Origin of the sequence: Streptomyces sp. NPDC049597, from assembly GCF_040675505.1 — a bacterium.
GTDB lineage: Bacteria > Actinomycetota > Actinomycetes > Streptomycetales > Streptomycetaceae > Streptomyces.
This window is the reverse complement of sequence record NZ_JBFAOY010000001.1, coordinates 304,604-326,229: the sequence shown is the minus strand read 5'-3', so window position 1 is coordinate 326,229 and position 21,626 is coordinate 304,604. Positions and strand designations below refer to the sequence as shown.

At 71.4% G+C, this 21,626-nt stretch carries 22 protein-coding genes and 1 tRNA gene; 12 read left to right on the top strand and 11 right to left on the bottom strand.

Features of this window, described 5'->3' with window-relative positions:
• Window positions 1-72: 72 nt before the first annotated feature.
• The 3 genes from AB0K02_RS01510 (at window position 73) to AB0K02_RS01500 (ending at window position 2,711) form a co-directional block, all read left to right on the top strand.
• Entirely contained in the window at window positions 73-648 is a 576-nt protein-coding gene (locus AB0K02_RS01510) for a TerD family protein (RefSeq protein ID WP_365990301.1), read from the top strand.
• 71 nt (window positions 649-719) lie between these two features.
• A complete protein-coding gene (locus tag AB0K02_RS01505; protein WP_365990300.1) occupies window positions 720-1,862 on the top strand; it encodes a DUF475 domain-containing protein in 1,143 nt (380 codons plus the stop codon).
• Between the two features lie 111 nt (window positions 1,863-1,973).
• The gene (locus tag AB0K02_RS01500) at window positions 1,974-2,711 is read left to right on the top strand and encodes a Tellurium resistance (RefSeq protein WP_365990299.1); all 738 of its coding nucleotides are present in this window, start codon (window positions 1,974-1,976) and stop codon (window positions 2,709-2,711) included.
• 63 nt (window positions 2,712-2,774) lie between these two features.
• Here AB0K02_RS01500 and AB0K02_RS01495 read toward each other — a convergent pair whose 3' ends face one another.
• Window positions 2,775-3,608: a TerD family protein gene (locus AB0K02_RS01495; RefSeq protein WP_365990298.1), complete on the bottom strand. Its 834-nt coding sequence runs from the start codon at window positions 3,606-3,608 to the stop codon at window positions 2,775-2,777.
• Window positions 3,609-3,820: 212 nt separating this feature from the next.
• On the opposite strand from AB0K02_RS01495, the gene AB0K02_RS01490 reads away from it, so the two are divergent.
• The 3 genes from AB0K02_RS01490 to AB0K02_RS01480 are packed head-to-tail and all read left to right on the top strand — an operon-like array spanning window position 3,821 to window position 8,270.
• On the top strand, window positions 3,821-4,987 hold the full coding sequence (locus tag AB0K02_RS01490) for an HpcH/HpaI aldolase/citrate lyase family protein (RefSeq protein WP_365990297.1): 1,167 nt from the start codon (window positions 3,821-3,823) through the stop codon (window positions 4,985-4,987).
• Complete coding sequence (locus AB0K02_RS01485) at window positions 4,984-7,458, top strand: phosphoribosyltransferase (RefSeq protein WP_365990296.1); 2,475 nt, start codon at window positions 4,984-4,986, stop codon at window positions 7,456-7,458. The genes AB0K02_RS01490 and AB0K02_RS01485 overlap by 4 nt, the downstream gene beginning before the upstream one ends.
• Entirely contained in the window at window positions 7,455-8,270 is an 816-nt protein-coding gene (locus AB0K02_RS01480; protein WP_365990295.1) for an HAD family hydrolase, read from the top strand. The genes AB0K02_RS01485 and AB0K02_RS01480 overlap by 4 nt, the downstream gene beginning before the upstream one ends.
• A 478-nt stretch (window positions 8,271-8,748) precedes the next feature.
• On the opposite strand, the gene AB0K02_RS01475 is transcribed toward AB0K02_RS01480, so the two are convergent.
• From AB0K02_RS01475 to AB0K02_RS01465, 3 genes are all read right to left on the bottom strand, one after another.
• Window positions 8,749-8,973 (bottom strand): zinc ribbon domain-containing protein, encoded by a 225-nt coding sequence (locus tag AB0K02_RS01475; RefSeq protein ID WP_365990294.1) that lies wholly within the window; start codon window positions 8,971-8,973, stop codon window positions 8,749-8,751.
• Between the two features lie 9 nt (window positions 8,974-8,982).
• A complete protein-coding gene (locus AB0K02_RS01470) occupies window positions 8,983-9,585 on the bottom strand; it encodes a DUF4383 domain-containing protein (protein WP_365990293.1) in 603 nt (200 codons plus the stop codon).
• Window positions 9,586-9,839: 254 nt separating this feature from the next.
• A complete protein-coding gene (locus tag AB0K02_RS01465; RefSeq protein ID WP_365990292.1) occupies window positions 9,840-11,216 on the bottom strand; it encodes a hypothetical protein in 1,377 nt (458 codons plus the stop codon).
• Between the two features lie 331 nt (window positions 11,217-11,547).
• Between AB0K02_RS01465 and AB0K02_RS01460 the strand changes: the two genes are divergently transcribed.
• From AB0K02_RS01460 to AB0K02_RS01445, 4 genes are all read left to right on the top strand, one after another.
• Window positions 11,548-11,619 (top strand) — tRNA-Val (locus AB0K02_RS01460).
• A 110-nt stretch (window positions 11,620-11,729) separates the two neighbouring features.
• Window positions 11,730-11,936, top strand: a complete 207-nt coding sequence (locus tag AB0K02_RS01455; protein ID WP_365990291.1) for a dehydrogenase — start codon at window positions 11,730-11,732, stop codon at window positions 11,934-11,936.
• A gap of 222 nt (window positions 11,937-12,158) precedes the next feature.
• Window positions 12,159-13,490, top strand: a complete 1,332-nt coding sequence (locus tag AB0K02_RS01450) for a phosphatase PAP2 family protein (RefSeq protein ID WP_365990290.1) — start codon at window positions 12,159-12,161, stop codon at window positions 13,488-13,490.
• A gap of 114 nt (window positions 13,491-13,604) precedes the next feature.
• Complete coding sequence (locus AB0K02_RS01445) at window positions 13,605-14,102, top strand: hypothetical protein (RefSeq protein ID WP_365990289.1); 498 nt, start codon at window positions 13,605-13,607, stop codon at window positions 14,100-14,102.
• A 76-nt stretch (window positions 14,103-14,178) separates the two neighbouring features.
• Here AB0K02_RS01445 and AB0K02_RS01440 read toward each other — a convergent pair whose 3' ends face one another.
• The 3 genes from AB0K02_RS01440 to AB0K02_RS01430 all read right to left on the bottom strand — a co-directional run bounded on the left by AB0K02_RS01440 (window position 14,179) and on the right by AB0K02_RS01430 (window position 16,585).
• Window positions 14,179-14,946: a hypothetical protein gene (locus tag AB0K02_RS01440; RefSeq protein ID WP_365990288.1), complete on the bottom strand. Its 768-nt coding sequence runs from the start codon at window positions 14,944-14,946 to the stop codon at window positions 14,179-14,181.
• Window positions 14,947-15,166: 220 nt separating this feature from the next.
• The gene (locus AB0K02_RS01435; protein WP_365990287.1) at window positions 15,167-15,820 is read right to left on the bottom strand and encodes a hypothetical protein; all 654 of its coding nucleotides are present in this window, start codon (window positions 15,818-15,820) and stop codon (window positions 15,167-15,169) included.
• Between the two features lie 342 nt (window positions 15,821-16,162).
• Window positions 16,163-16,585, bottom strand: coding sequence for a DUF6223 family protein (locus AB0K02_RS01430; protein WP_365990286.1), 423 nt, complete (start codon window positions 16,583-16,585; stop codon window positions 16,163-16,165).
• Window positions 16,586-16,821: 236 nt separating this feature from the next.
• On the opposite strand from AB0K02_RS01430, the gene AB0K02_RS01425 reads away from it, so the two are divergent.
• Entirely contained in the window at window positions 16,822-17,949 is a 1,128-nt protein-coding gene (locus AB0K02_RS01425) for a histidine kinase (protein WP_365990285.1), read from the top strand.
• Window positions 17,946-18,608 carry a response regulator transcription factor gene (locus tag AB0K02_RS01420; protein ID WP_365990284.1) on the top strand — a complete coding sequence of 221 codons (663 nt, stop codon included), beginning with the start codon at window positions 17,946-17,948 and terminating at the stop codon, window positions 18,606-18,608. The genes AB0K02_RS01425 and AB0K02_RS01420 overlap by 4 nt, the downstream gene beginning before the upstream one ends.
• A gap of 270 nt (window positions 18,609-18,878) precedes the next feature.
• Here AB0K02_RS01420 and AB0K02_RS01415 read toward each other — a convergent pair whose 3' ends face one another.
• From AB0K02_RS01415 to AB0K02_RS01400, 4 genes are all read right to left on the bottom strand, one after another.
• Window positions 18,879-19,679 carry an SAM-dependent methyltransferase gene (locus AB0K02_RS01415; protein ID WP_365990283.1) on the bottom strand — a complete coding sequence of 267 codons (801 nt, stop codon included), beginning with the start codon at window positions 19,677-19,679 and terminating at the stop codon, window positions 18,879-18,881.
• A 158-nt stretch (window positions 19,680-19,837) separates the two neighbouring features.
• The gene (locus AB0K02_RS01410) at window positions 19,838-20,278 is read right to left on the bottom strand and encodes a VOC family protein (protein ID WP_365990282.1); all 441 of its coding nucleotides are present in this window, start codon (window positions 20,276-20,278) and stop codon (window positions 19,838-19,840) included.
• 57 nt (window positions 20,279-20,335) lie between these two features.
• Window positions 20,336-20,677, bottom strand: coding sequence for a hypothetical protein (locus AB0K02_RS01405; protein WP_365990723.1), 342 nt, complete (start codon window positions 20,675-20,677; stop codon window positions 20,336-20,338).
• A gap of 26 nt (window positions 20,678-20,703) precedes the next feature.
• Window positions 20,704-21,573: an IS5 family transposase gene (locus tag AB0K02_RS01400; RefSeq protein WP_365990281.1), complete on the bottom strand. Its 870-nt coding sequence runs from the start codon at window positions 21,571-21,573 to the stop codon at window positions 20,704-20,706.
• Window positions 21,574-21,626: the final 53 nt, after the last annotated feature.

Genomic DNA, 21,626 nt, shown 5'->3' with positions numbered 1-21,626 from the left:
GCGCCGCACTCCTTCTGGTGCGGCGCCGGACGTGCCTCTCAACCCAGCCACCCCAGGGGAGGACTCACCATCATGGGCGTCACGCTCGCCAAGGGAGGCAATGTCTCCCTCTCCAAGGCCGCACCCAATCTCACCCAGGTCCTCGTCGGGCTCGGCTGGGACGCACGCTCCACCACGGGAGCACCCTTCGATCTCGACGCCAGCGCCCTGCTCTGCCAGAACGGCCGCGTCCTCGGCGACGAGTGGTTCGTCTTCTACAACCAGCTCACGAGCCCCGACGGCTCCGTCGAGCACACCGGGGACAACCTCACGGGTGAGGGCGACGGCGACGACGAGTCGCTCCTGGTGGACCTCTCCAAGGTGCCGGCCACGGTCGACAAGATCGTCTTTCCGGTCTCCATCCACGACGCCGACAACCGGGGCCAGACCTTCGGCCAGGTGAGCAACGCCTTCATCCGCGTGGTCAACCAGGCCGACGGCCAGGAACTCGCGCGCTACGACCTCAGCGAGGACGCCTCGACGGAGACCGCGATGATCTTCGGTGAGCTCTACCGCTACGGGGGCGAGTGGAAGTTCCGGGCGGTAGGACAGGGGTACGCGTCGGGCCTGCGGGGCATCGCTCTAGACTTCGGGGTCAACGTTTCGTAAAGCCGCGTGCGGCGCGGGGGAGACCCTCCCCCGGGCATCGCCCGGGGGACCATTACACGATTGGGTAGCCAGTGGTTCTGAAAACCTTCGGCTGGTCGTTCGCCGTCACGGCGCTCGGCCTCGCATTCGCCGCCTGGCAGTGGGGCTGGGAGGCGTTCGGGATCGTACTGATCCTGTCGATCCTGGAGATCTCGCTGTCGTTCGACAACGCGGTCGTCAATGCCGGAATCCTCAAGAAGATGAACGCCTTCTGGCAGAAGATCTTCCTGACGATCGGCATTCTGATCGCCGTCTTCGGTATGCGACTGGTCTTCCCCGTCGTGATCGTCGCCATCAGCGCCAAGGTCGGACCGATCGAAGCGGTCCAGCTCGCCATGGACAACCCCGGTCGGTACGAGGACCTCGTCACCGACGCGCACGCGGCCATCGCCGCGTTCGGTGGCATGTTCCTGCTGATGATCTTCCTGGACTTCATGTTCGAGGAGCGCGAGCACAAGTGGCTGGCCTGGCTGGAGCGCCCGGTGGCCAAGCTCGGCAAGGTCGACATGCTCTCGGTCTGCATCGCGCTGATCGTCCTGATGATCACCGCCATGACCTTCGCCACCCAGGCGCACACCAGCACCGGGCACGCCGACAAGTCGGCCACCGTGCTCCTCTCCGGCGTCGCCGGCCTGATCACGTACCTGGTCGTCGGCGGCCTCTCCGGCTACTTCGAGGACAAGCTGGAGGAAGAGGAGGAGCGCGAGCACGAGGAGGAGGAGCAGGCCAAGAAGGAGGGCAAGCCGGTCTCCGCGGTCGGCCTGGCCGGCAAGGCCGCGTTCTTCCTCTTCCTGTACCTGGAGGTCCTCGACGCGTCCTTCTCCTTCGACGGCGTCATCGGCGCCTTCGCCATCACCAACCACATCTTCTGGATGGCGCTGGGGCTCGGCATCGGCGCGATGTACGTCCGGTCGCTGACCGTCTACCTGGTCCGCCAGGGCACCCTCGACGACTACGTCTACCTGGAGCACGGCGCCCACTACGCGATCGGCGCGCTCGCGGTCATCCTGCTCATCACCATCCAGCACGAGATCAGCGAGATCATCACCGGCCTCGTCGGCGTGTTCCTGATCGCCGCCTCCTTCTGGTCCTCGCTGCGGCGCAACAAGGCGCTCGCGGCGGCCGAGGGGAGTGCCGACTCGGGCGACAAAGCCGGGGTGTCGTCCGGGGTGTGACACCCTCCGCGAGGAGGGAACGCTCTGAACGGGGCGGTCACGAGGTTCTCGAGCCTCGAGGCCGCCCCGCGGCATGACGCGGGGATCTGACGACCGAGTGTGGGGTGGGGCATGGCCTTCTGGGACAACCTGTTTCGGGGGAGCGCGGCGCAGTTCGATTCCGGCAGCGCCGCCACCAACTCCATAGAGCTGACCAAGCGGCGCCCGACGGTCTCGCTCACCAAACAGGGCGCGGCCACCGGCAATCTGCGCGTCAACCTCTCCTGGCGGATGCGCACCTCGGACATCGAGGGGCGCTCACGCCAGGGCGGCCGGATCCTGCGCCACCCGTTCAAGCTCTTCCAGCCGGACGTGGTCCAGGCCCACACCCAGGGCGTGGTCAACGTGGACCTGGACCTCGGCTGCCTGTACGAGCTGACGGACGGCAGCAAGGGGGTGGTGCAGCCGCTGGGCAGCTTCTTCGGCAGCCTGAACGAACCGCCGTACGTACGCCTCAGCGGCGACGACCGGTTCGGCGCCCCCTCCGGCGAGACGATCTTCGTCAACCTCGACCACCGGGACGAGATCAAGCGCCTGCTCTTCTTCGTCTACATCTACGACCAGACGCCCGCCTTCGACCGCACGCACGCGCACTGCACGCTCTACCCGAGCAACGGCCCGCGCGTGGAGATCGAGCTCGACGAGCGCGCGCCCCAGGCCCGCTCCTGCGCGGTCTTCTCCGTGGAGAACGTCAAGGGAGAGCTGGTCGTGCGCCGCGAGGTGAAGTTCGTGTACGGCTTCCAGGCAGAGCTCGACCGGCTCTACGGATGGGGGCTGCAGTGGGGCCGCGGCTACAAGAGCCGGGTCTGACGAAGGCGCCCGGAACGGCCCGCGCCGGTGCGCCGGAGAGCGCCTCGTGCCGGGCCCCGGCGGCTACGGCCGCAGGAACTGCGGGCCCATCGGGGGCAGCCGGAAGTTCGGGTCGGGCGCGTGCGCGGCCAGGGGAGCCGGCTGCGGATAGCCGTACCCGGGCGCGGGCGGCGCGGTCTGCGGGGGCGTCTGCGGCGGGGGCGGGGCGGAGTGCGGGTAGCCGTACGCGGGCCGGGTGGCGTCCGACTGCGGATAGCCGTAGGCGGGCGCGGGCTGCGCCGGCGGGGGCGGGACCGCCTGGGTCGCCGCCGCGGGGTCCCCGGAGGGCTCGGCGGACGGCTCCGCGGCCGCCTCCGCCTCGTCCACCGAGATGCCGAACGCGGTCGCGAGCCCCACGAGGCCCGTCGGGTAGCCCTGCGCCACCGCACGGAACTTCCAGCCGTCCCCGCGCCGGTACAGCTCGCCGCAGATGATCGCCGTCTCCTCGCCCGTCTCCGGCTTCACGTCGAAGACGGCCAGCGGATCCGCGCCGGGCACGGCCGCGTCGTGGAGCAGTATGCGCAGATCCCCTACATGCTCGAAGGTGCCGCCATCGGAGGAGGCGGCGATCACGACCTGATCGACGGAGGTGTCCAGTGCCCCCAGGTCCGCCTCGACGGTGTCCGTCAGGTGCTCGGCTATCCGCTTCTTCGGCAGCCGGCGCACCAGACCCGAGGGATGGCGCGGCTGGTTGTAGAAGACGAAGTCCTCGTCGGAGCGCACACGGCCGTCGGTGCCGAGCAGCAGCGCCGACGCGTCCACGTCCGGCACCCCGGCGCCCGGGGTCCAGCGCAGCACGGCCCGTACGGCCGTGGCATCGAGAGGGACGTTCGAGCCCTTCAGCATCGCGTGCGTCATGCCCGTCATCCTGCCTGCACGAGGGCGCCCGGGACAACGCGGGGCCCAGTTGGGGGCCCTTGCGCGCGCCGGTCCAACAGGCCGGGCGACACGGGTGCGAAGTGGACGAGTTACCTGCATTTCACGCTCATGGGGAACTCTCGACACCCGCGCCTACGTACTATTACCGGCCACATGTTGTCAGGGCCGTTGAGGCAGTACGGGGGACATAGATGCGTCATTTCGGGCAGATCCCGCCCGCGGTCCAGGCGAGACTCTTCCACCAGCAGCCGTGCGCGTTCGACGCCGGCTCTCCGGCCAGGATGCTCGCCGCGGCTCTCGGCGCCACGCTCTACAGCCCGGCCACCCGCCCGCGGCTCGCCGACGACGTGGTCAAGCAGGCCGGCCGGGGCGTCGTGTCCATGGTGCTGTGCCTGGAGGACTCCATCGACGACGCGGACGTGGAGGCGGCCGAGGACAACCTGGTCCGCCAGTTCGCCGACCTCGACGCACGCGGCGGCGAACTGCCCATGCTGTTCATCAGGGTCCGCTTCCCGGACCAGATCACCGGCCTCGTGAAGCGTCTGGGACCCGCGGGACGGCTGCTGACCGGATTCGTCCTGCCCAAGTTCACCGAGGAGCGCGGCGTCCCCTTCCTGGAGGCGCTGTCCACCGCCGAGGCCGCCTGCGGGCGCCGGCTGTTCGCGATGCCCGTCCTGGAGTCGCCCGAGCTGCTCTACCTGGAGAGCAGGACCGACACGCTCCTCGGCATCTCCCGCACCGTCGACAAGTACCGCGACCGGGTCCTCGCCCTGCGCCTCGGCGTCACCGACTTCTGCTCCGCGTACGGCCTGCGCCGCTCGCCCGACATGACGGCGTACGACGTACGGATCGTGACCTCCGTCATCGCCGACGTGGTCAACGTGCTCGGCCGCTCCGACGGCACCGGCTTCACCATCACCGGCCCGGTGTGGGAGTACTTCCCCACCCAGGAGCGCATGTTCAAGCCCCAGCTGCGCCGCAGTCCCTTCCTCGAAGGGCGGGCCGAGGAGCTGCGCACGGCGCTCATCGAGCACGACATGGACGGCCTGCTGCGCGAGATCGAGCTCGACCGGGCCAACGGCCTGCTCGGCAAGACCTGCATCCACCCCTCCCATGTGCTGCCCGTCCACGCCCTGTCCGTGGTCAGCCACGAGGAGTACAGCGACGCCTGCGACATCCTGCGCCCCGAGCGCGGAGGCGGCGGCGTGCTGCGCTCCGCGTACACGAACAAGATGAACGAGGTGAAGCCGCACCGCGCCTGGGCGGAGCGGACCCTGCAGCGTGCCGAGGTGTTCGGCGTCGCCAAGGAGGACATCGGCTTCGTGGACCTGCTGCGGGCGGGAGTCGCGGACTCATGACGAAGGAGAAGGACGGCGTGGTGTGGTCGGGCAGCTGGGTCGCGGACCGGCTCGGAGTCGGACTCGACGGTGACGAACGGCTGCCCGAGCTGCTGGGCCTCGCCCTGCGCCGCAACCCCAAGCGGGCACACCTGCTGGTGTCCAACGTGCTGGGCAAGCACGTGCCGCAGAACCCGCGCGTGGTCTGGGAGTGCGGGTACGACCTCGGCCGCCGGGTGCGCGAGCTGCTCGGCGACGCCGCGTCCCGCCGCGCGGTCGTCCTCGGCTACGCGGAGACCGCGACCGGCCTCGGCCACTCCGTCGCCGACGGCGTGGCCCTCGCCCCCTACCTGCACTCCACCCGGCGCCCCGTCGACGGCGTCGCCCGCGCCGGCGGGTTCGAGGAGTCCCACTCGCACGCCACCACGCACCTGCTGCTGCCGGAGGACCCGCGGCTGCTCGCGGGCGACGGTCCGCTGATCCTCGTCGACGACGAGTTCTCCACGGGCAACACCGTCCTCAACACCATCCGCGACCTGCACGAGCGCTTCCCGCGCAAGCAGTACGTGATCGTCGCGCTCGTCGACATGCGCGCCGAGGCGGACCGCCGCCGCTTCACCGCCTTCGCGGACGAGATCGGCGCGCGCGTCGACCTCGTGTCCCTCGCCTCCGGCACCGTCCGCCTGCCGGAGGGCGTCCTCGAGAAGGGCCAGGCGCTCGTGGCGGAGCACGAGCCTGCGGCCCCCGACACGAGCCCGGCCCCGGCGCCCGCGGGCCGGCTCACCCGTATCGACCTGGACTGGCCCGCCGGCGTCCCCGACGGCGGGCGCCACGGCTTCACCCCCGAGCACCGGCGTGCCCTGGAGGCCGAGCTGCCCGCCATGGCGCTGCGGATCGCCGACGCGCTCGGCGAAGCCTGCGGCACCGGCCGCCGCGTGCTCGTCCTCGGCTTCGAGGAGCTGATGTACGCGCCGCTGCGGATCGGCGTCGCCCTGGACCAGCACGCCGACGCCGACGTGTCCTACTCCACCACGACCCGCTCGCCCGTCCTCGCCGTCGACGACCCCGGCTACGCGATACGGACCCGGCTCGTCTTCCCCGCCCACGACGACCCCGCCGACGGCCCCGGCGAGCGCTACGCCTACAACGTGGCGGGCGGCGGCTTCGACGCCGTCGTCGCGGTGGTCGACTCCACCGCCGACACCGCCGAGCTCCACGGCCCCGACGGCCTGCTCGCCCTCCTCGCGGCCCACACACCGCACGTGCTCCTCGCGGTGGTCCCCTCGTACGTCCCCCCGGCACCCGAAAGGGCCTCCATGCTGCCCGAGCCGCTCCGCGGACCCGCCTTCTCGTCCTACGCGCCCGAGGAGGTCGGCTGGCTGCTCCAGGACCTGTCGGACGTCGAGCTGGAGGCGCCCACGGAGGAGCGCGAGGAGGCCATCCAGAGCGGCGGCGCGCACTACGCCGAGTCCCTGCCCGTCGAGTACCAGCCGAGCGAGCAGTACCAGGCGCTGTTCAAGGCCGCGCTCGAGACGTCGGCGGCCCGGATCGCGCGGGCCGTCGGCACGGTCACCGAAACCGTCCTCGCGGAGCTCCCCCAGCGCCTTCGGCCTGGGAGGTACCCCCAGGAGCCCCGCCCCGTCCTCGTGTCCCTCGCCCGCGCCGGCACGCCCGTCGGCGTCCTGATGCGCCGCTGGGCACAGCAGCGGCACGGCCTCGACCTCCCGCACTACGCCGTCTCCATCGTGCGCGGCCGGGGCATCGACGCGAACGCGCTGCGCTGGCTCGCCGCCCACCACGACCCGGCCGACGTCGTGTTCGTCGACGGCTGGACCGGCAAGGGCGCCATCACCCGCGAACTGGCCGAGGCGCTGCGCGAGTTCGAGGGCTTCAACCCCGAGATCGCCGTCCTCGCCGACCCCGGCGGCTGCGTGCGCACCTACGGCACCCGCGAGGACTTCCTCATCCCCTCCGCCTGCCTCAACTCCACCGTCTCCGGCCTCATATCCCGCACCGTGCTCCGCGCGGACCTGGTGGGGCCGGACGACTTCCACGGCGCGAAGTTCTACCGCGAACTGGCTGCCTCCGACGTCTCCGGCCACTTCCTCGACACCGTCGCCGCCCGCTTCGACGAGGTGACGGACGCCGTCGACGCCGACGTCAAGGAACTGCTGGCCGCGGACCGTGCCCCCACCTGGGAGGGCTGGGCCGCCGTCGAGCGGATCAGCGAGGAGTACGGCATCCACGACGTGAACCTCGTCAAGCCCGGCGTCGGCGAGACCACGCGCGTCCTGCTGCGCCGCGTCCCCTGGAAGATCCTCGCCCAGCGCGGCGCGGGCGCCGACCTCGACCACGTACGGCTGCTCGCCGAGCAGAGAGGCGTACCGGTCGAGGAGGTCGACGGCCTTCCCTACAGCTGCGTGGGGCTGATCCACCCCAAGTACACGCGGGGCGCCACCGGCGCCGACGGCAGGGCGGTGACCGGCCAGTGAGCGTCCTCGTCGCCAGCGACCTCGACCGTACGCTGATCTACTCCAACGCGGCCCTCGCGCTGACCATGCCCGACGCGGAGGCGCCCCGGCTGCTGTGCGTCGAGGTGCACGAGCGCAAGCCCCTGTCGTACATGACCGAGACGGCGGCCGGTCTCCTCGCCCGCCTCACCGAGGACACGGTCTTCGTCCCCACGACCACCCGCACCCGCAAGCAGTACCAGCGCATCAGCCTGCCGGGTGCCGCGCCGCGGTACGCGATCTGCGCCAACGGCGGGCACCTGCTCGTCGACGGCGTCAGCGACCGCGACTGGCGCGATGCCGTCGCCGTGCGGCTCGCCGACCAGTGCGCGCCCCTGGCCGAGATCCGTGCCCATCTGTCCGCCGCGGCCGACCCCACCTGGCTCAGGAAGGAGAGGGTCGCGGAGGACCTGTTCGCCTACCTCGTCGTCGAGCGGGCGCTGCTGCCCGAGGGCTGGCTCAAGGACCTGAGCGGCTGGGCGGAGGAACGGGGCTGGTCCGTGTCGCTCCAGGGCCGCAAGATCTACGCGGTCCCCAAGCCGCTCACCAAGAGCGCGGCGGTCCGCGAGGTGGCCCGCCGCACCGGCGCCCGCCTGACCCTGGCGGCGGGCGACTCCCTGCTCGACGCGGACCTCCTGATGTGCGCCGACCGCGCCTGGCGCCCCGCCCACGGCGAACTGGCGGACGCCGGCTGGACGGCCCCCCACGTGGAGGCGCTCCCCGAGGCGGGAGTGGCGGCGGGCGAGGAGATCCTTCGCCGCTTCGGCGGCCACGCCGGGCTGCCGGCGGCCTGACCGCCTGGGGCGGTCGCGGACGCCGGGGGCCGGTGGTGCGCCTCACCTGGGCTCAGGGCCCTGGGCTGCGGCCGGGCCCCAGCGCCGGGGGCCGGGCCCGGGGCGGGGGCGGCCTTTCGGCGGCGGTCCGGCCGCCGGCTCCGGGCGGGGGCGGCCTTTCGGCGGCAGTCGCGCCACCGCGCCGGGCGGGGGCGGCCTGTCGGCGGCAGCCGGGGCCACGGCTCCGGGCGGGGACGGCCTCTGGGCACAGCCGGGCCACCTCGCCGGGGCGGGGCGGCCTTTCGGCGGCAGTCGCGCCACCGGCTCCGGGCCGGGACGGCCTGTCGGCGGCAGCCGGGGCCACCGCTCCGGGCCGGGACCGCCTGTCGGCGGCAGACGCGCCACCGGTGCCGGGCGGCGGCAGTCCCGCCACCGGCCTCGGGCCCGGGACGGCCTGTGGGCACAGCCGGGGCCACCGGCGCCGTTGATCGTCTCGGCGTCAGCCGCAGCAGCCGCCGCCGCAGCACCCACCGCCGCCGCCCGCGCCACCGGCGCCGGGCGCGGGTCCCGCGGACCTCGTGCCGCCCACGGCGACCGCGGACAGCAGCTTGACCGTGTCGTCGTGCCCGGCCGGGCATGTGGCGGGAGCGGACGACTCGGCCATCGGCCGGCTCACCTCGAACGTGTCGTCGCAGGCCCGGCAGCGGAATTCATAACGCGGCATGCGCTCAGGTTACCGGGGCCCGCGGAGCGGCGGCTGCGGCCGCCGGTCCTCCAGTTCACGGCGGCGCCTGGCCCGCTGTTCGCGTTCGGCCTCCTCCGGGTGGCGGGCCTTCCAGTACGGGTTGTCGTGCGGCAGGGTCGCGCTGACTCTCCCGTACATCCCGAAGAACATGAGCATCACGCCCACCACGAAGCTGAACATCACGTTCTGGATGCGGAAGGCGAGCGGGTTGAAGCTGCGGTCGAGGAGGGCCAGATTGACGAACCCGCTGGCGATGAAGAGCAGGCCGAGGACCATGTTCAGGGTCGAGGCGAAGTTGCCGCCGACGACCATGCCGACGAAGAGCAGCAGCCCGACGCCGATGGACAGCACGCTCAGGGCGCCGTTGGTGTTCAGACCGGCGACCGTGTCCCCCCGGGTGTCGAAGAAGCCGATCCGGTCGATCAGTCCCAGGATGCCGAAGGCGACCAGCAGGAGACCCATGAGCCCGGCGCCGATGCGGTAGAAGCGGCTCAGCCGGTGGTCGACGGGCAGATGCTCGTCGAGCTTGATGCGGCTGCGGCGGTGGGCCCGGTCTCCGGCTCTCGGGTGCGGTACGTGTCCTGCGGCCATCGCCGGCCTCCTTCGTCCGTACGTGCCCCGGCTTTCAGGATCCGCCCGGGCCGCGGGCGCTACAAGCGCGGGGCCTCGGGGACGGGGCAGTCGAGGACGTGTGGGCGGGCTCTCCACGGGTGCGTGGCTCTGGGGCGGAGCGCTGCCCTCACAAAGCAGATGTCGGAGGTTCGAAAACCGTCCGTGCCACCGCTCGGCGGACCGCCAGCGGACGTCACGCGCGCGCGACCGCATCGGCGACGTCGCCCCGGCCGTCAGGCCCGTCCGCCGCCGCGCTCCTCGCGGATGCGTTCGACGACGTGCGCGACCGTGCGCCGCACCGCCTCCGTCTCCTGGAGGAAGTGCCAATAGTCGGGGTGGCGGCCCTCCAGCCCGGAGACCGCCCGCTCCAGGCGCGCGACCGAGTCGTCCAGGGGGCGGGCGTGGCGGGGGTCGGGGGTGCTCCGTCCGGCCATGGCCAGCCGCTGGGCGTCACGGATCGCGAACCGGGTCCGTTCGATCTCCTGCTGCGGATCCTTGGCGACGGCGTTGAGCCGCTGAAGGCGGCCGCCGGCCGCGGAGACGGCCTCGTCCGTGGCGTTGAGCAGGGCGCGGACCGTGCCGAGCAGGGCGGTGGCGTCGGGCCAGCGCTGCTCCTCGCGCGCCTTGCCGGCCTCCTTCAGCTTCTCCTCCGCGCGCCGGATACCGGCCGCGGCCTGCTCGGGAACGGGCTGGAGGTCCTGCCAGCACGCCGCCGAGAAACGGCGCCGCAGCTCGCTCAGGACGGGATTGACGGACTCGGCGCGCGTGCTCAGGGCCTGGGCGCGGGTGCGCAGGGACACCAGGCGCCGGTCGATCTCGGCCGCGCGCTCGGGCAGCCGCTCGGCCTCGGCCCGTACCGCCTCGGCGTCGCGCAGCACGCGGTCGGCGCGCTGGAGGGTCTCGGTGACGCCGTGCCGGCCGGCGCCTTCGTTGAGCTTGGTCAGCTCGGGGCCGAGGGCGGCGAGCCGGCCGGCGAGATCGTCCGCTCTCAGCCCGGAGCCGCGCACCGAATCGAGAGCGTTGCTCGCGGAGAGGAGCGCCTGCCGCGCACGCTCCACGGCGGGCGCGAGCCGGGCGAGCTGCGTCTCCGCCTTGTCGAGCAGCGGCCCGAGCCCCTGCGCGAACCGGTCGAGCTCGCCCTTGACCCGTACGAGCTCGTCCTTGGCCCGGTGGAGCTCCGCACGCGCCCGGGCGGCGACCGACGCCTCCAGGTCGTCCCGGTCGAGGTCGTGCGCGTCGACGGCGGTGATGTAGGTGTGGCTCACCTCGTCGATACGGCGCCCCAGCGAGGCGAAGTCGTCCACCGCGCGGCGGGCACCCGGCGAACTGTCCACGGCGCTGATCGTCTCGATCGAGATCCGCAGGTCGCGCTGGGCGGTGTCCAGCTCGTAGAACGCGGCGGCCGCGGCGTCCTTGGCGGCCTGGGCGTCGGCCCGCTGGCTCTCGCCGCGCCCGCCGAACCAGCGCCGCGTGCCGCCCGCGGCGAACGCCGCCGGCAGCGCGGCGGCGAGGAGCGGCAGCGGGAGGAACACCAGCGCGAGGGCGTCCCCCACGTCCCGGACGGCGTTCGCTCGCGCCTTGCGGTGCGGCCGCGCGTGTCTCGCCGTCACATGCCTCTCCCGTGCCGTGTCCGCCGTGCCCGTTTCGCTCAATACTCCCACCAGAAGGACGAACACACGGGCTTGTTAGTTCACGCTGCCCACCACGACTTTCGCGTTGTCGCTGTGGTGACGGAGCGCCGGAAGGCGGGCGGCTCGATGCCGATGCGCCCGTCGACGGACCCGTGGTCGCCGAGCCGTGGGGACCCGCTTCGGGACGCGGCGTGACTGTCCCGGAGATGACACGCTCCGTGACGATGCTGCCGTTGTCGCTGCTCGGGGCGGCGTGGGGAACGGTTTGGAGGTGGGGGGTGTGCGCAAGGTAGGCTGTGGCCTCATCCACGGGTGCGTAGCTCAGGGGTAGAGCGCTGCTCTTACAAAGCAGATGTCGGCGGTTCGAAACCGTCCGCGCCCACCGGTGGGAAGGCCTCCAGCCGATCAGGGCTGGAGGCCTTTGACGTGCACATCTGACATCAACGGGACCGGTCACTGCGTGGCACCGCGCCCACGCAATACCGTGCGGTCATGGTGCACAGCTCCCCGACCCCGTGTCCCGAGTGCGCCCAGCCGATGCGGTTCGGTGGCTGGGCGCTGTGCCGGCGCGAGGAAGACGGCGCGCGCGTCTGCCGCGGGCTCTGGGAATGCCCGCAGCGTCACTTCTGGTGGCAGTGGGCCGACCGCAAGGACACCGCTCCGGAGCCCTGCTCGTACCCGCATCTGTTCGGCCGCTGACATCAGCCCCCGCAGTGAGTCCCTGCGGGCAAAGGGGGAACCGACCCCTGCTTTTGGTTAACCGTGATAGGCGAACCCGCTTGTTCCGCTAGCATGTTCGAGCTCATTACGATCACGTTGAAATATCACAAATCGGTTGAAAAATTGATATCCACACGGACGCGAGGGTCTTCGCGGCGAAGTGGCAGCCCTCGGTCGGCTGCTTGGCGTCAACCACGCGTCATGCTGTGGTTCGCGGTGGGTGCGGTGGGACTCGCGTTCCTCATCGCACTGGAGATCGCCGCGCGTCGGTACGGAGAGCGGGGGCCGATCTCCGACCAGGCGCGCGAGGTGATATTCGCCCCCAAATCGGGGACGGTGCTGTACGTCAGCATGGCGTTGATGCTGGTGGTGCTCACGTGGCGGGAGCGGTTCATCGCGGTCGGCGCCGCCATCGGCATCGACGTCGTCTTCTGGCTTGTCCGGTGGGCTGTCGACGCCGAGATGATGTACGGCAACGGCGCGTTGTGGGTGACGTTGGCCTGTGCCGTCGTCGCCGTCACGCGCCGCACCGGCCGGGACCGCGTCCTGCTGCTGAAAGGCGTCGGACTGGCCCTGCTGCTGGTGGCCGGCCGCAAGACCGGCTACACCTGGCTGCTGATCACCTCGAAGACGCGTCCGACGGTGCTCGACCAGTACGTGGCGGCCGCCGATCACGCGTTGGGTGACCCGTCGTGGGTTGTGGGGCGGATGGTCGCGGCCACCGGCCCGGTCGGCGCCCATGTTCTCGACTGGGTCTACGTCCAGCTCGCGGTGGGCGCGGTCGTCGTCGCGCTGTACCAGCTGCGCAACGTGGCGGTCGAGCGCCGCTTCCCGGGCCACCATCTGGTGCGCACGTTCCTGGTCATCGGCCTGCTCGGGCCGGGCATCTACATGATCTACCCGGTGGTCGGACCGATCTTCGCCTACGGCGCCGACGGAGGGCACTGGGCGGTGGCCGATCTGTGGCCGGACACACCGCCACCGGTCGGCACCCCGCAGCCGATGCCCTTCGACGGGATCACGCCGCGCAACTGCATGCCCAGTCTGCACACCGCCTGGGCCACCGCGATCTTCATCCACTCCCTCAAGGGCCCCTGGGCACTGCGCCTCCTGGGCACGTCCTGGCTGATCGCCACGCTCGGCGCGACGCTGGGCTTCGGCTACCACTACGGCGCGGACATCATCGCCGGTGTGGTCTTCACGCTCACGATCGAGACGGCGCTGCGCGCGCTCGACCGCGGCTGGGACCGGGCGGGAACCCAACTGGTCGTCCACGGCACCGTGGTCTTCGCCGCGCTGTTGGTGTCGTACCGCCATCTGTCGGTGGAGATGGCCGAACATCCGTGGGTGTTCGGTCCGTTGCTCGTCCTGGCGACGATCTCGGTGATCTACGGCTACGTACGGGTCACCAGGCTGTGGGACGGGAAGGCCGCGTCGGTGCATCTGCCGGAACCGCGACGTGAACCGCAGCCGGAACTGGTCGAGTCAGGTGCGGCGGGTACGGTCGCCGCGGACCGGGTCGGCCAGAGCTAGGGATTCAGAAGGCGCGGCGTGCATTGCCGGGAGGCAGGGGAGCTCCGGAGCCGTGCGCCTGCGTCGACGCCCATGTGACACGTTGTGACACGTTCTTGGTTCATGGAGACTCCAGTGAATGAACTCCGGCGGATACGGAGCGGGCCGCAACCCGACGAACACGCCTTCGTGGTGCGGGTTCACTTCCTGGCCGACGACCCGGTCTCGGTGATCGAGCGGGCGCGTGACGTGCTCGGGCGGGTGATCGAGAACATGGAGCCATGGCCTGCCGACGAGGTCTGGCCACAGCTGCTGCCCCCTTGGTTCGTGCAGGCATGCGCACCTGAACGACCTCCGGATCCCTCTCGGGATGTCGCCGCTTGGCTTGCCGAGTGGCAGGCCAAGACCTGGGCCGAGAAGGTTGCCGCTTCCCGAGGCCGCTGGAGGCTGTCGAACTGGCTCTACTATTTCGACCCCGTCGACGGCGAAGGCGATGACCGTAGTTGGTGGTGGTGGGACGCCGCCGGCAGCGGGCCGGGTGCCGGCTGGGTCGATGTGGCCACCACCGGGTGGCCGTACGGAAGCGGCTCGTTGTACTGGCTGATCGAGGCGTCCGGCGGAGTGGTCTCCTAGCGCGGAGCGGCCCGCCGGACGCCACGCCTCGGCGCACCCCGCGTGCCGCCACGACAGCCGGCGCCGCCCGTTCTCGTCAGTAGCGGTGGCCGGGCCAGTGCCGATCCGTCCAGCGATCCTCATCGGTGAGTCCGAGCAGCCGTATCCGGTGCCGCAGATCCGCCGGTGCGCCCGACGCGCGGAGCCGTACCGCCGCGTGGCCGAGGAGCCAGGCGACCAGTTCGGCGCGCATCTCCTCCTTGTCGTGCTCGTACCATTCGACGCTCCACGGCAGGCTGTCTCCCAGGAGCTCGTACTCCCATTCCGCCGCCGCCTCGGCCAGACGCAGGTCGCTGAGGTACCCGGTCTCCTTCTCCCAGTCGGCGAGCCAGGGGCCGACCGTTCCGGACGCCTCGGCGCACATCACGAAGACCTGGTGCGCCGGGACGACCGGATCCGGTTCGGTGAGGCTCTGCGTCCACCAGGCATGCAGGAACTCGCGTACCGGACCGGCGTGATCCTCGGGCCACTGCTGCCAGCGGCCGCGGGCGAAGGAGTACCCGGCCTGTTCCAGTCCGAACACGGGGTCCGCGCGACCGGCCACCAGCACCCTGGCGAACTGCGGCAGGATGCGGCGCAGCACGGCCGCGTGATCGGTCCAGTCGATGGCCTGCCAGCTCCGGCGCAGGAGATCCGGATCCAGCTCCAGGTCCGGCGTCTTCAGAAGGGCGAGCTCCTCGGCGCTGCCCCAGTGGCATTCGCAGTTGCTCTCGTCCGGACGCGCGGTCATGCCGCGGAAGGTGACGGCGAGGTTGTCCAGGGCGGCGCTGAGACGGCTGCCTGCGGGACGGTCGGCGAGATGCATGAGGTGCCCGGCCTTCGAGGACTCCGTACGGCTTTTGCCGGCCGAAGGTCGCCACTTTACCGGTCGCGGTCGGGCTTGACGCCGCGCACAGGCCGGCGCGGGCTGCGCCTGGTCGTTCACAGGATTCCTGGCCCACGGGGACGGGTGCGTCGACACCGGCCCCAACCACCCGTGCGGGCAAGCCACTTCGAGGAGCGCACCGCCCGCCGCCGGGCACGGCTCAGTGGGCGAGGAGCATGTACGTGTTCTCCAGCTCGTCCTGCACGACGTGGGCCTCTCCATCGACAGTCCGCACGACAAGGTCGTCTTCCAGGGTGTGGACCCGGTACTGCCAGCCCTCCGGGAGCCGCAGGCGCCGGTCGAGCGTGGCCAGCGAGTCCAACGTCTGGCTGTCGTCCACGGTGTGGGAGTACGCCTGCAGGACGTACGTGCGGTCGTCCGGGGTGACCAGCGCGTGCACCGGTCTGCCGCCGGACAGGACGTACTCGGTGTCCCGTTTCACCGTGGAATCGACGTAGTACGCCCTGCCCGTCGCCCCGGTGGGATCGATCGCCGCGGGGATGTGGACTTCGGCCACGCAGCGGGCCTCCAGGCCGTCGAACATCGCGGTGTCCCCCCATTCGAACGCCGTGACCTCGTCGATCGTCCAGAAGCGGGGTCCGTTGAGGAACACCATCGGCACGTTGAACTGCTGGGCCAGCGCGCTCGGGTCCAGCGCGTTCCACCGCTCCGGCGGACAGTCGTTGAGACCGAAGGTGTTGTACACGGCTGCCTTGAGACGACCGTCGTCGCCGGGCGAGATGAGAAGGACCTCGCCATAGCGAGCGTTTCGCAGGCCGCTCAGGTGCCGTGCCGATTTCGTCGTGTCGGACATGGGCTCCTCCTTGTCACAGCCCGTCTCCGCTCGCGCGCGGAGACCTCCTGCGGGGAAAGGCCCCTCAAGGGGCGGGCCGGGGTGGTACCTCGGGTCGTCCACTCCCTCCAGCGCATCACACGCATGGTGAAGCCGCACGTCGTACCCGGTGGAGTCGGGCGACGACCGGGCGGGCTTGCGTGCGGGGCCTCTCGGAGTCCCGCTCCGCAGCCGCCTCGCCCACGCGAGGACGGCCGGGGCAGCCGCCCCGGCGGTCCGCGGCACGTACCGCTCAGCCGGCCGCGCAGCCGGAATCCGGTCGGTCCTCAAGAAGCCCTGGACGCATGCTCATGTCCGCTGCGGTCAGCCGGTGCGGCGGGAGCGGCCCAGGGCCAGTCCGCCGAGGGCCGTGCCGATCAGCCCCACCAGCATGGCCACGTACGCCCCGCCCAGCCCGTTGCCGGTGCCCAGACCCCCCTCCGCGGTGGCCGCGACCAGTCCGCCGAGGGCCATGCCGGTCAGTCCCCCCACCAGGGCCACCACGGCCCCGAGCGATCCTTTGCCGACGCCGAGGCGACCGGCGGGGCGGGCCAGCGCCAGCCAGGCGATGGCCACGGCGGCCAGGCCCAGCAGCGCGCCCGTGGAGGCTCCGACTCGTCCGAGGCTGACGTCGTAGAGGCCGGCGGCGGCCGGCTGGACCGAGGTGTGCGCCGCCGCCGGTGCGGCAAGTCCGATGCCTCCGAGCAGGGCGGCGGCGGTGGCGGCAAGCAGGCGACGAACAGACATCAGGTGCTCCTTCTCTTCCTGTGACCGGATGCTCTTCCTGTGACCGGATGTCTTCGAGCATGTCGGCCGCACCCGTGCCCGGTCGTCCGGCGGACGCAGACACTTCGCACTGCCGCCGATGCCGCACCCGGGTACCACGGACGTCGCAGGAGGCGCGTGGGTACCGCGTGTGCGGTAGTCGGCTGCTCGTCCACGAAGGGGACTCGCCCGCGGCGGCAGCCAGCTAGGGTGCGCGCATGAGTGCAGGTCAGTCCCCGGTCGGGGCCCGCTTCGGAGACTGGGTCATCGCTGTCGGCGTGGCGGCGGCGCTGCTGGTGACCGGGCTGTCCGGGCAGCGTTCCGCCACGAACCTCGATCTGCTCGGGTACGCGCTGCTGACGGCCGGCGGGCTGGCGCTGGCCGCGCGCCGCCGGTCTCCCGTCGCCGTCCTGGCCGTCACCGGGCTGTGCGCCGTGGGGTACCAGGCGGCCGGTTTCGACGTGCCCGTCGTCGCGTACCTGTTCGCGGTGTACGCGGCCGTGCGGGCGGGGCACCGCACCGTCACGGTGGCGGCGAGCGTGGCCATGCTGGCCATGCTCCCGCTCGCGGCTCTGGCCTCCGGACGGCACGACACGGGCGAGGCGTTCGCGCAGGCACGAGGCGCCTTGGAGCTGGCCTGGCTGATCGCCGCCGGCGCCGCCGGCGAGGCGCTGCGGCAGGCCGAGCGGCGGGCGGACGAGGCCGAGCGCACCCGGGAGGAGACGGCACGGCGGCGCGCCGACGAGGAGCGGCTGCACATCGCGCGGGAGCTGCACGATTCGCTCACCCACCAGATCTCGGTCATCAAGGTGCAGGCCGAAGTGGCCGTCCATGTGGCCCGCAAGCGCGGCGAACAGGTGCCGGAGGCCCTGCTGGCGATCCAGGAAGCGGGCCGTGAGGCGAGCCGGGAGCTGCGTGCGACCCTCGAGGCGCTGCGCGACGACGACACGACTCCGCCGCGTGGGCTCGACGACGTCCCGGAGCTGGTGGAACGAGCGAGCAGGACCGGCCTGGGGGCGACGCTGACGATCGAGGGACAGCGGCACGGCGTGCCGGCCGCGGTGGGACGGACCGTCTACCGGATCGTCCAGGAGTCGCTGACCAACATCGCACGTCACGCGGACGCCGGCACGGCGTCGGTCCGGATCGAATGCCGTCCGGACGCCCTCGCGATACGCATCGACGACGACGGCAGGGCCACACCGGACGCCGCGCCGACTCCCGGCGTCGGGCTGCTCGGGATGCGCGAACGCGTCACCGCCCTCGGCGGTCGGCTGCGGGCGGAACCACGTGGCGAGGGCGGTTTCACGGTCCAGGCCGAACTCCCCCTGGACGGAGGGTCGTGATCCGTGTCCTGCTGGTCGACGACCAGCCACTCATCCGCAGCGGATTCCGCGCGCTCCTCGATCTGGAGGACGACATCGAGGTCGTGGCGGAGGCCGCCGACGGCAGCGAGGGCCTGGAGCTCGCCAGGGAGCACCTGCCCGACGTCGCGCTCGTCGACATCCAGATGCCGGTCGTCGACGGCATCGAGGCGACCCGGCGCATCGCCGCGGACCCGGCCCTGGCCGGGGTGCACGTCGTCATCCTGACCAACTACGGCCTGGACGAGTACGTCTTCGACGCGCTGCGCGCCGGCGCTGCGGGATTCCTGGTCAAGGACGTCGTGCCGGAGGACTTCCTGCACGCCGTACGCGTCGCCGCGCGTGGCGACGCCCTGCTCGCGCCCTCGATCACCCGCAAGCTGATCAACCGGTACGTCGCCCAGCCGCTCCCCACGGGCGTCGGCGCGGGACTGGAGGAGCTGACCAGCCGCGAACGGGAGGCGGTCGTCCTGGTCGCGCAGGGTCTGTCCAACGACGAGATCGCGGGCCGCCTGATGATCAGCCCGCTGACCGCGAAGACGCACATCAACCGGGCCATGACCAAGCTCCATGCCCGCGACCGGGCCCAACTCGTGGTCATGGCCTACGAATCCGGCCTGGTGGCCCCACGCAACGCGTGACCAACCCGGTGCACCTGTTCCAGGAGCGTGAGGTGTTCATCGAGCGGCGGGCAGGTGCGGGGACCGCCCGCTTCACGGCAGGCGCCTCACGGGAGCTTCCACAGCAGGGTCGCCCGCCGGCGCTCCGGGGAGCCCAGGAGTGGGGCGGTCTCGTCCCCTGCGAGGGGAGGTTCGGCTGCGGTCATGGCCGGGAGTGTACTGGCGTTGGCGGCAAGGGAGTTGGGCATCGCCCCCCCGGCCGGTGACGGCCGGGGGGCGTGTGCGCCGGGGCTACGGCTTGCGGCCCACCCCGCAGTACGCGTCGACCGTCGGCGCATCGTCCTCGGTGTCGGTCGGGCGCCACTTCGTGACCTGGACGACGCCCGGGGACACCAGCTCGAGGCCGTCGAAGAAGCCGGCGATCTGGTCCACGCCGCGCACGTAGTAGGGGATCGCGCCGCTCTGGTTGTACGCGTTCGACGCCGCGATCATGCCGTCGCTCGTCGCGGTGCTGTCGCTGATCACCAGGTAACTGCCGGACGGCAGACCCGCCATGAGCCGCGAGACCAGGTCGCGCGCCTCGGCGTAGTCGGCGACGTGGCCCAGCGTGTTGAGGATCATCAGTGCGACGGGCTCGGAGAAGTCGAGCGTGGACTGTGCGGCCTTCAGGATGTCGTCCGGCGCGTACAGGTTGGCGTCCAGGTACGCCGTGCGGCCCTCGGGCGTGCTCGTGAGGAGGGCGCGGGCGTGGGCGAGCACCATCGGGTCGTTGTCGACGTAGACGATGCGCGCGTTCGGAGCCACCCGCTGCGCGACCTCGTGGGTGTTGTCCGCGGTCGGCAGACCGGTGCCGATGTCCAGGAACTGCCGGATGCCCCGCTCGCCCGCCAGGTGCGTCACCGCGCGCCCGAGGAAGTGCCGGCTCGTGCGTGCCACGTCGACCAGGCCGGGGAAGATCTGCTTGATGTGGTCGCCGGTCTGGCGGTCGACCTCGTAGTTGTCCTTGCCGCCGACGAAGTAGTTCCAGAAGCGGGCGGAGTGCGGTCTGCTCGTGTCGATCCGGGCGCGTATCTCCGCGGCAGCGTCAGACATGGGGTGGTGTTCCGACACGGGAAACCCTCCTGGGAAGCGGTTCGTTGGGCGGTACGGGGCGCCGACGAGCGGGTCCGGGGAGTACGCATGGTCCCGGACGGACGCAACTGCGCGCCAGCGTAAGGGATTTCCGCGGTGGGGGAGGGGGCGGGCGGTTCTCAGGCCGACGCCGGCCCCGCCCCCACACAGAATTCGTTGCCCTCCGGGTCCGCCATCACGACGTGATGCCCGTCGAACACCTCCAGGACGCTGCCGCCCGCCGCGACCAGCCGCTCGGACTCCGCCCGGATCCGCTCCCACCTCTCCTCGGGCGTGCCGTGCCCCGGGACGCGGACGTCCATGTGGAGCCGGTTCTTCGCCGTCTTGGGCTCGGGGACCTTCAGGACGCACAGCCGGGGGCCGACGCCGTCCGGGTCGCAGAGCCAGGCGCCGTCGTCCGCGGAGTCGTCGTCCGGCAGGTCGAACTGGGCGAGCCATTCCTCGCGGGTGGCGAACGGGGGCGGCGGGGGCTCGTCGACGTAACCCAGCGCCGTCTTCCAGAACCCGGCGAGGAGTCGCGCGTCCGTGCAGTCGAGGGTCAGGTCGATGCGGGCTGTCATGGCAGGACCGTACCGGCGGGGACCGACAGCCCCCGCCGGACCTGCCTAGGCCGTGTTTTAGGAAGCGCGGGCGGCCAGCCACTTGGTGAGGTCGCCCGCGATGTGGTCGGTGCTGGTCGCGACGACGACGTCGTGTTCGTGTCGGGTGGTGTCACGGCGGACGATCTCATACCCGCCGTTTTCCAGGACGGCAACTGAAGCGAACCAGGCGGGGTCGTCCTGGTCGGGTTGGATGACGACAAAGGTGTTGTCCGTGTCGTTGAGGTCGTCGATCAGCATGAACAGGACGACCTCGGACGGGTCGTCGACGTGGTCGCCGTTCTCGCTGTCAGCGCAGTAGTACCTGGCGGCCACTGAACTCTCCCCATACGTGTGCTGCCGAACTCGGTGGCCCAGCATGGCACGGCCGCACGAGAGACGGTGGCTCACAGCCACTGGTGCATCGCGGCGATTTGGACGGTGGCCTCGAAGCGGACGGCGAGTTTGTCATACCGGGTCGCGACGGCCCGGTGCTGCTTGAGGCGGCTGATCCCGCACTCGACCGCATGTCGGGCCTTGTAGTCCTGCCGGTCGAAAGCCGGCGGACGGCCACCGGCACGGCCGCGCCGCTTGCGGTTGCGCAGCTGGTCGACCGGCTCCGGGATCGTGCACCGGATCCCGCGTCTGCGCAGGTAGGCACGGTTGGCGCGCGAGGAGTACGCCTTGTCGCCCCGAACCCGCGACGGCTTCCGCCGTGGGCGCCCTCCACCGGCCTTCGGCACCCGGATGCCCTCGAGTATCGGGCCGAACTGTGGACTGTCACCCCGCTGACCTGCCGTAACCAGCAGCGACAATGGTTTCTGACCCTGTTCACAGGCCAGATGAATCTTCGTGGTGAACCCGCCCCGCGACTGGCCCAGTCCGTGGTCAGCTGGCTCGTTGCCCACGCCGTCGGGCGGTTCCTTCTGCGCGGACCCGTCCCGACGGGCTCCGGCGGCGTGCTGATGAGCGCGGCAGATCGTGGAGTCGACATTCACCTCCCATGTGATCAGTCCGAGCACATCAGCTCTGGCCTGCAACAACGTGAGGAGTTGGGCCCAGACGCCCTCGCGCTGCCAGCGTCGGAACAACCCGTACACGGTCTGCCAGGGCCCGTACTCACGCGGCAAATCCCTCCACGGGACTCCAGTGCGCACCCGCCACCGCACACCATCGATCAACCGCCGACGGTTCCGCGACCGACGGTTGACACCTGCCGCCGGTAGCAACGACTCCAGCACTGACCACTGCTCATCAGAGAGATCCCCACGACCCACACCGTGATCATCACGGCCTGAGACGTGGAATGAAACACCGATCTAAAACACGG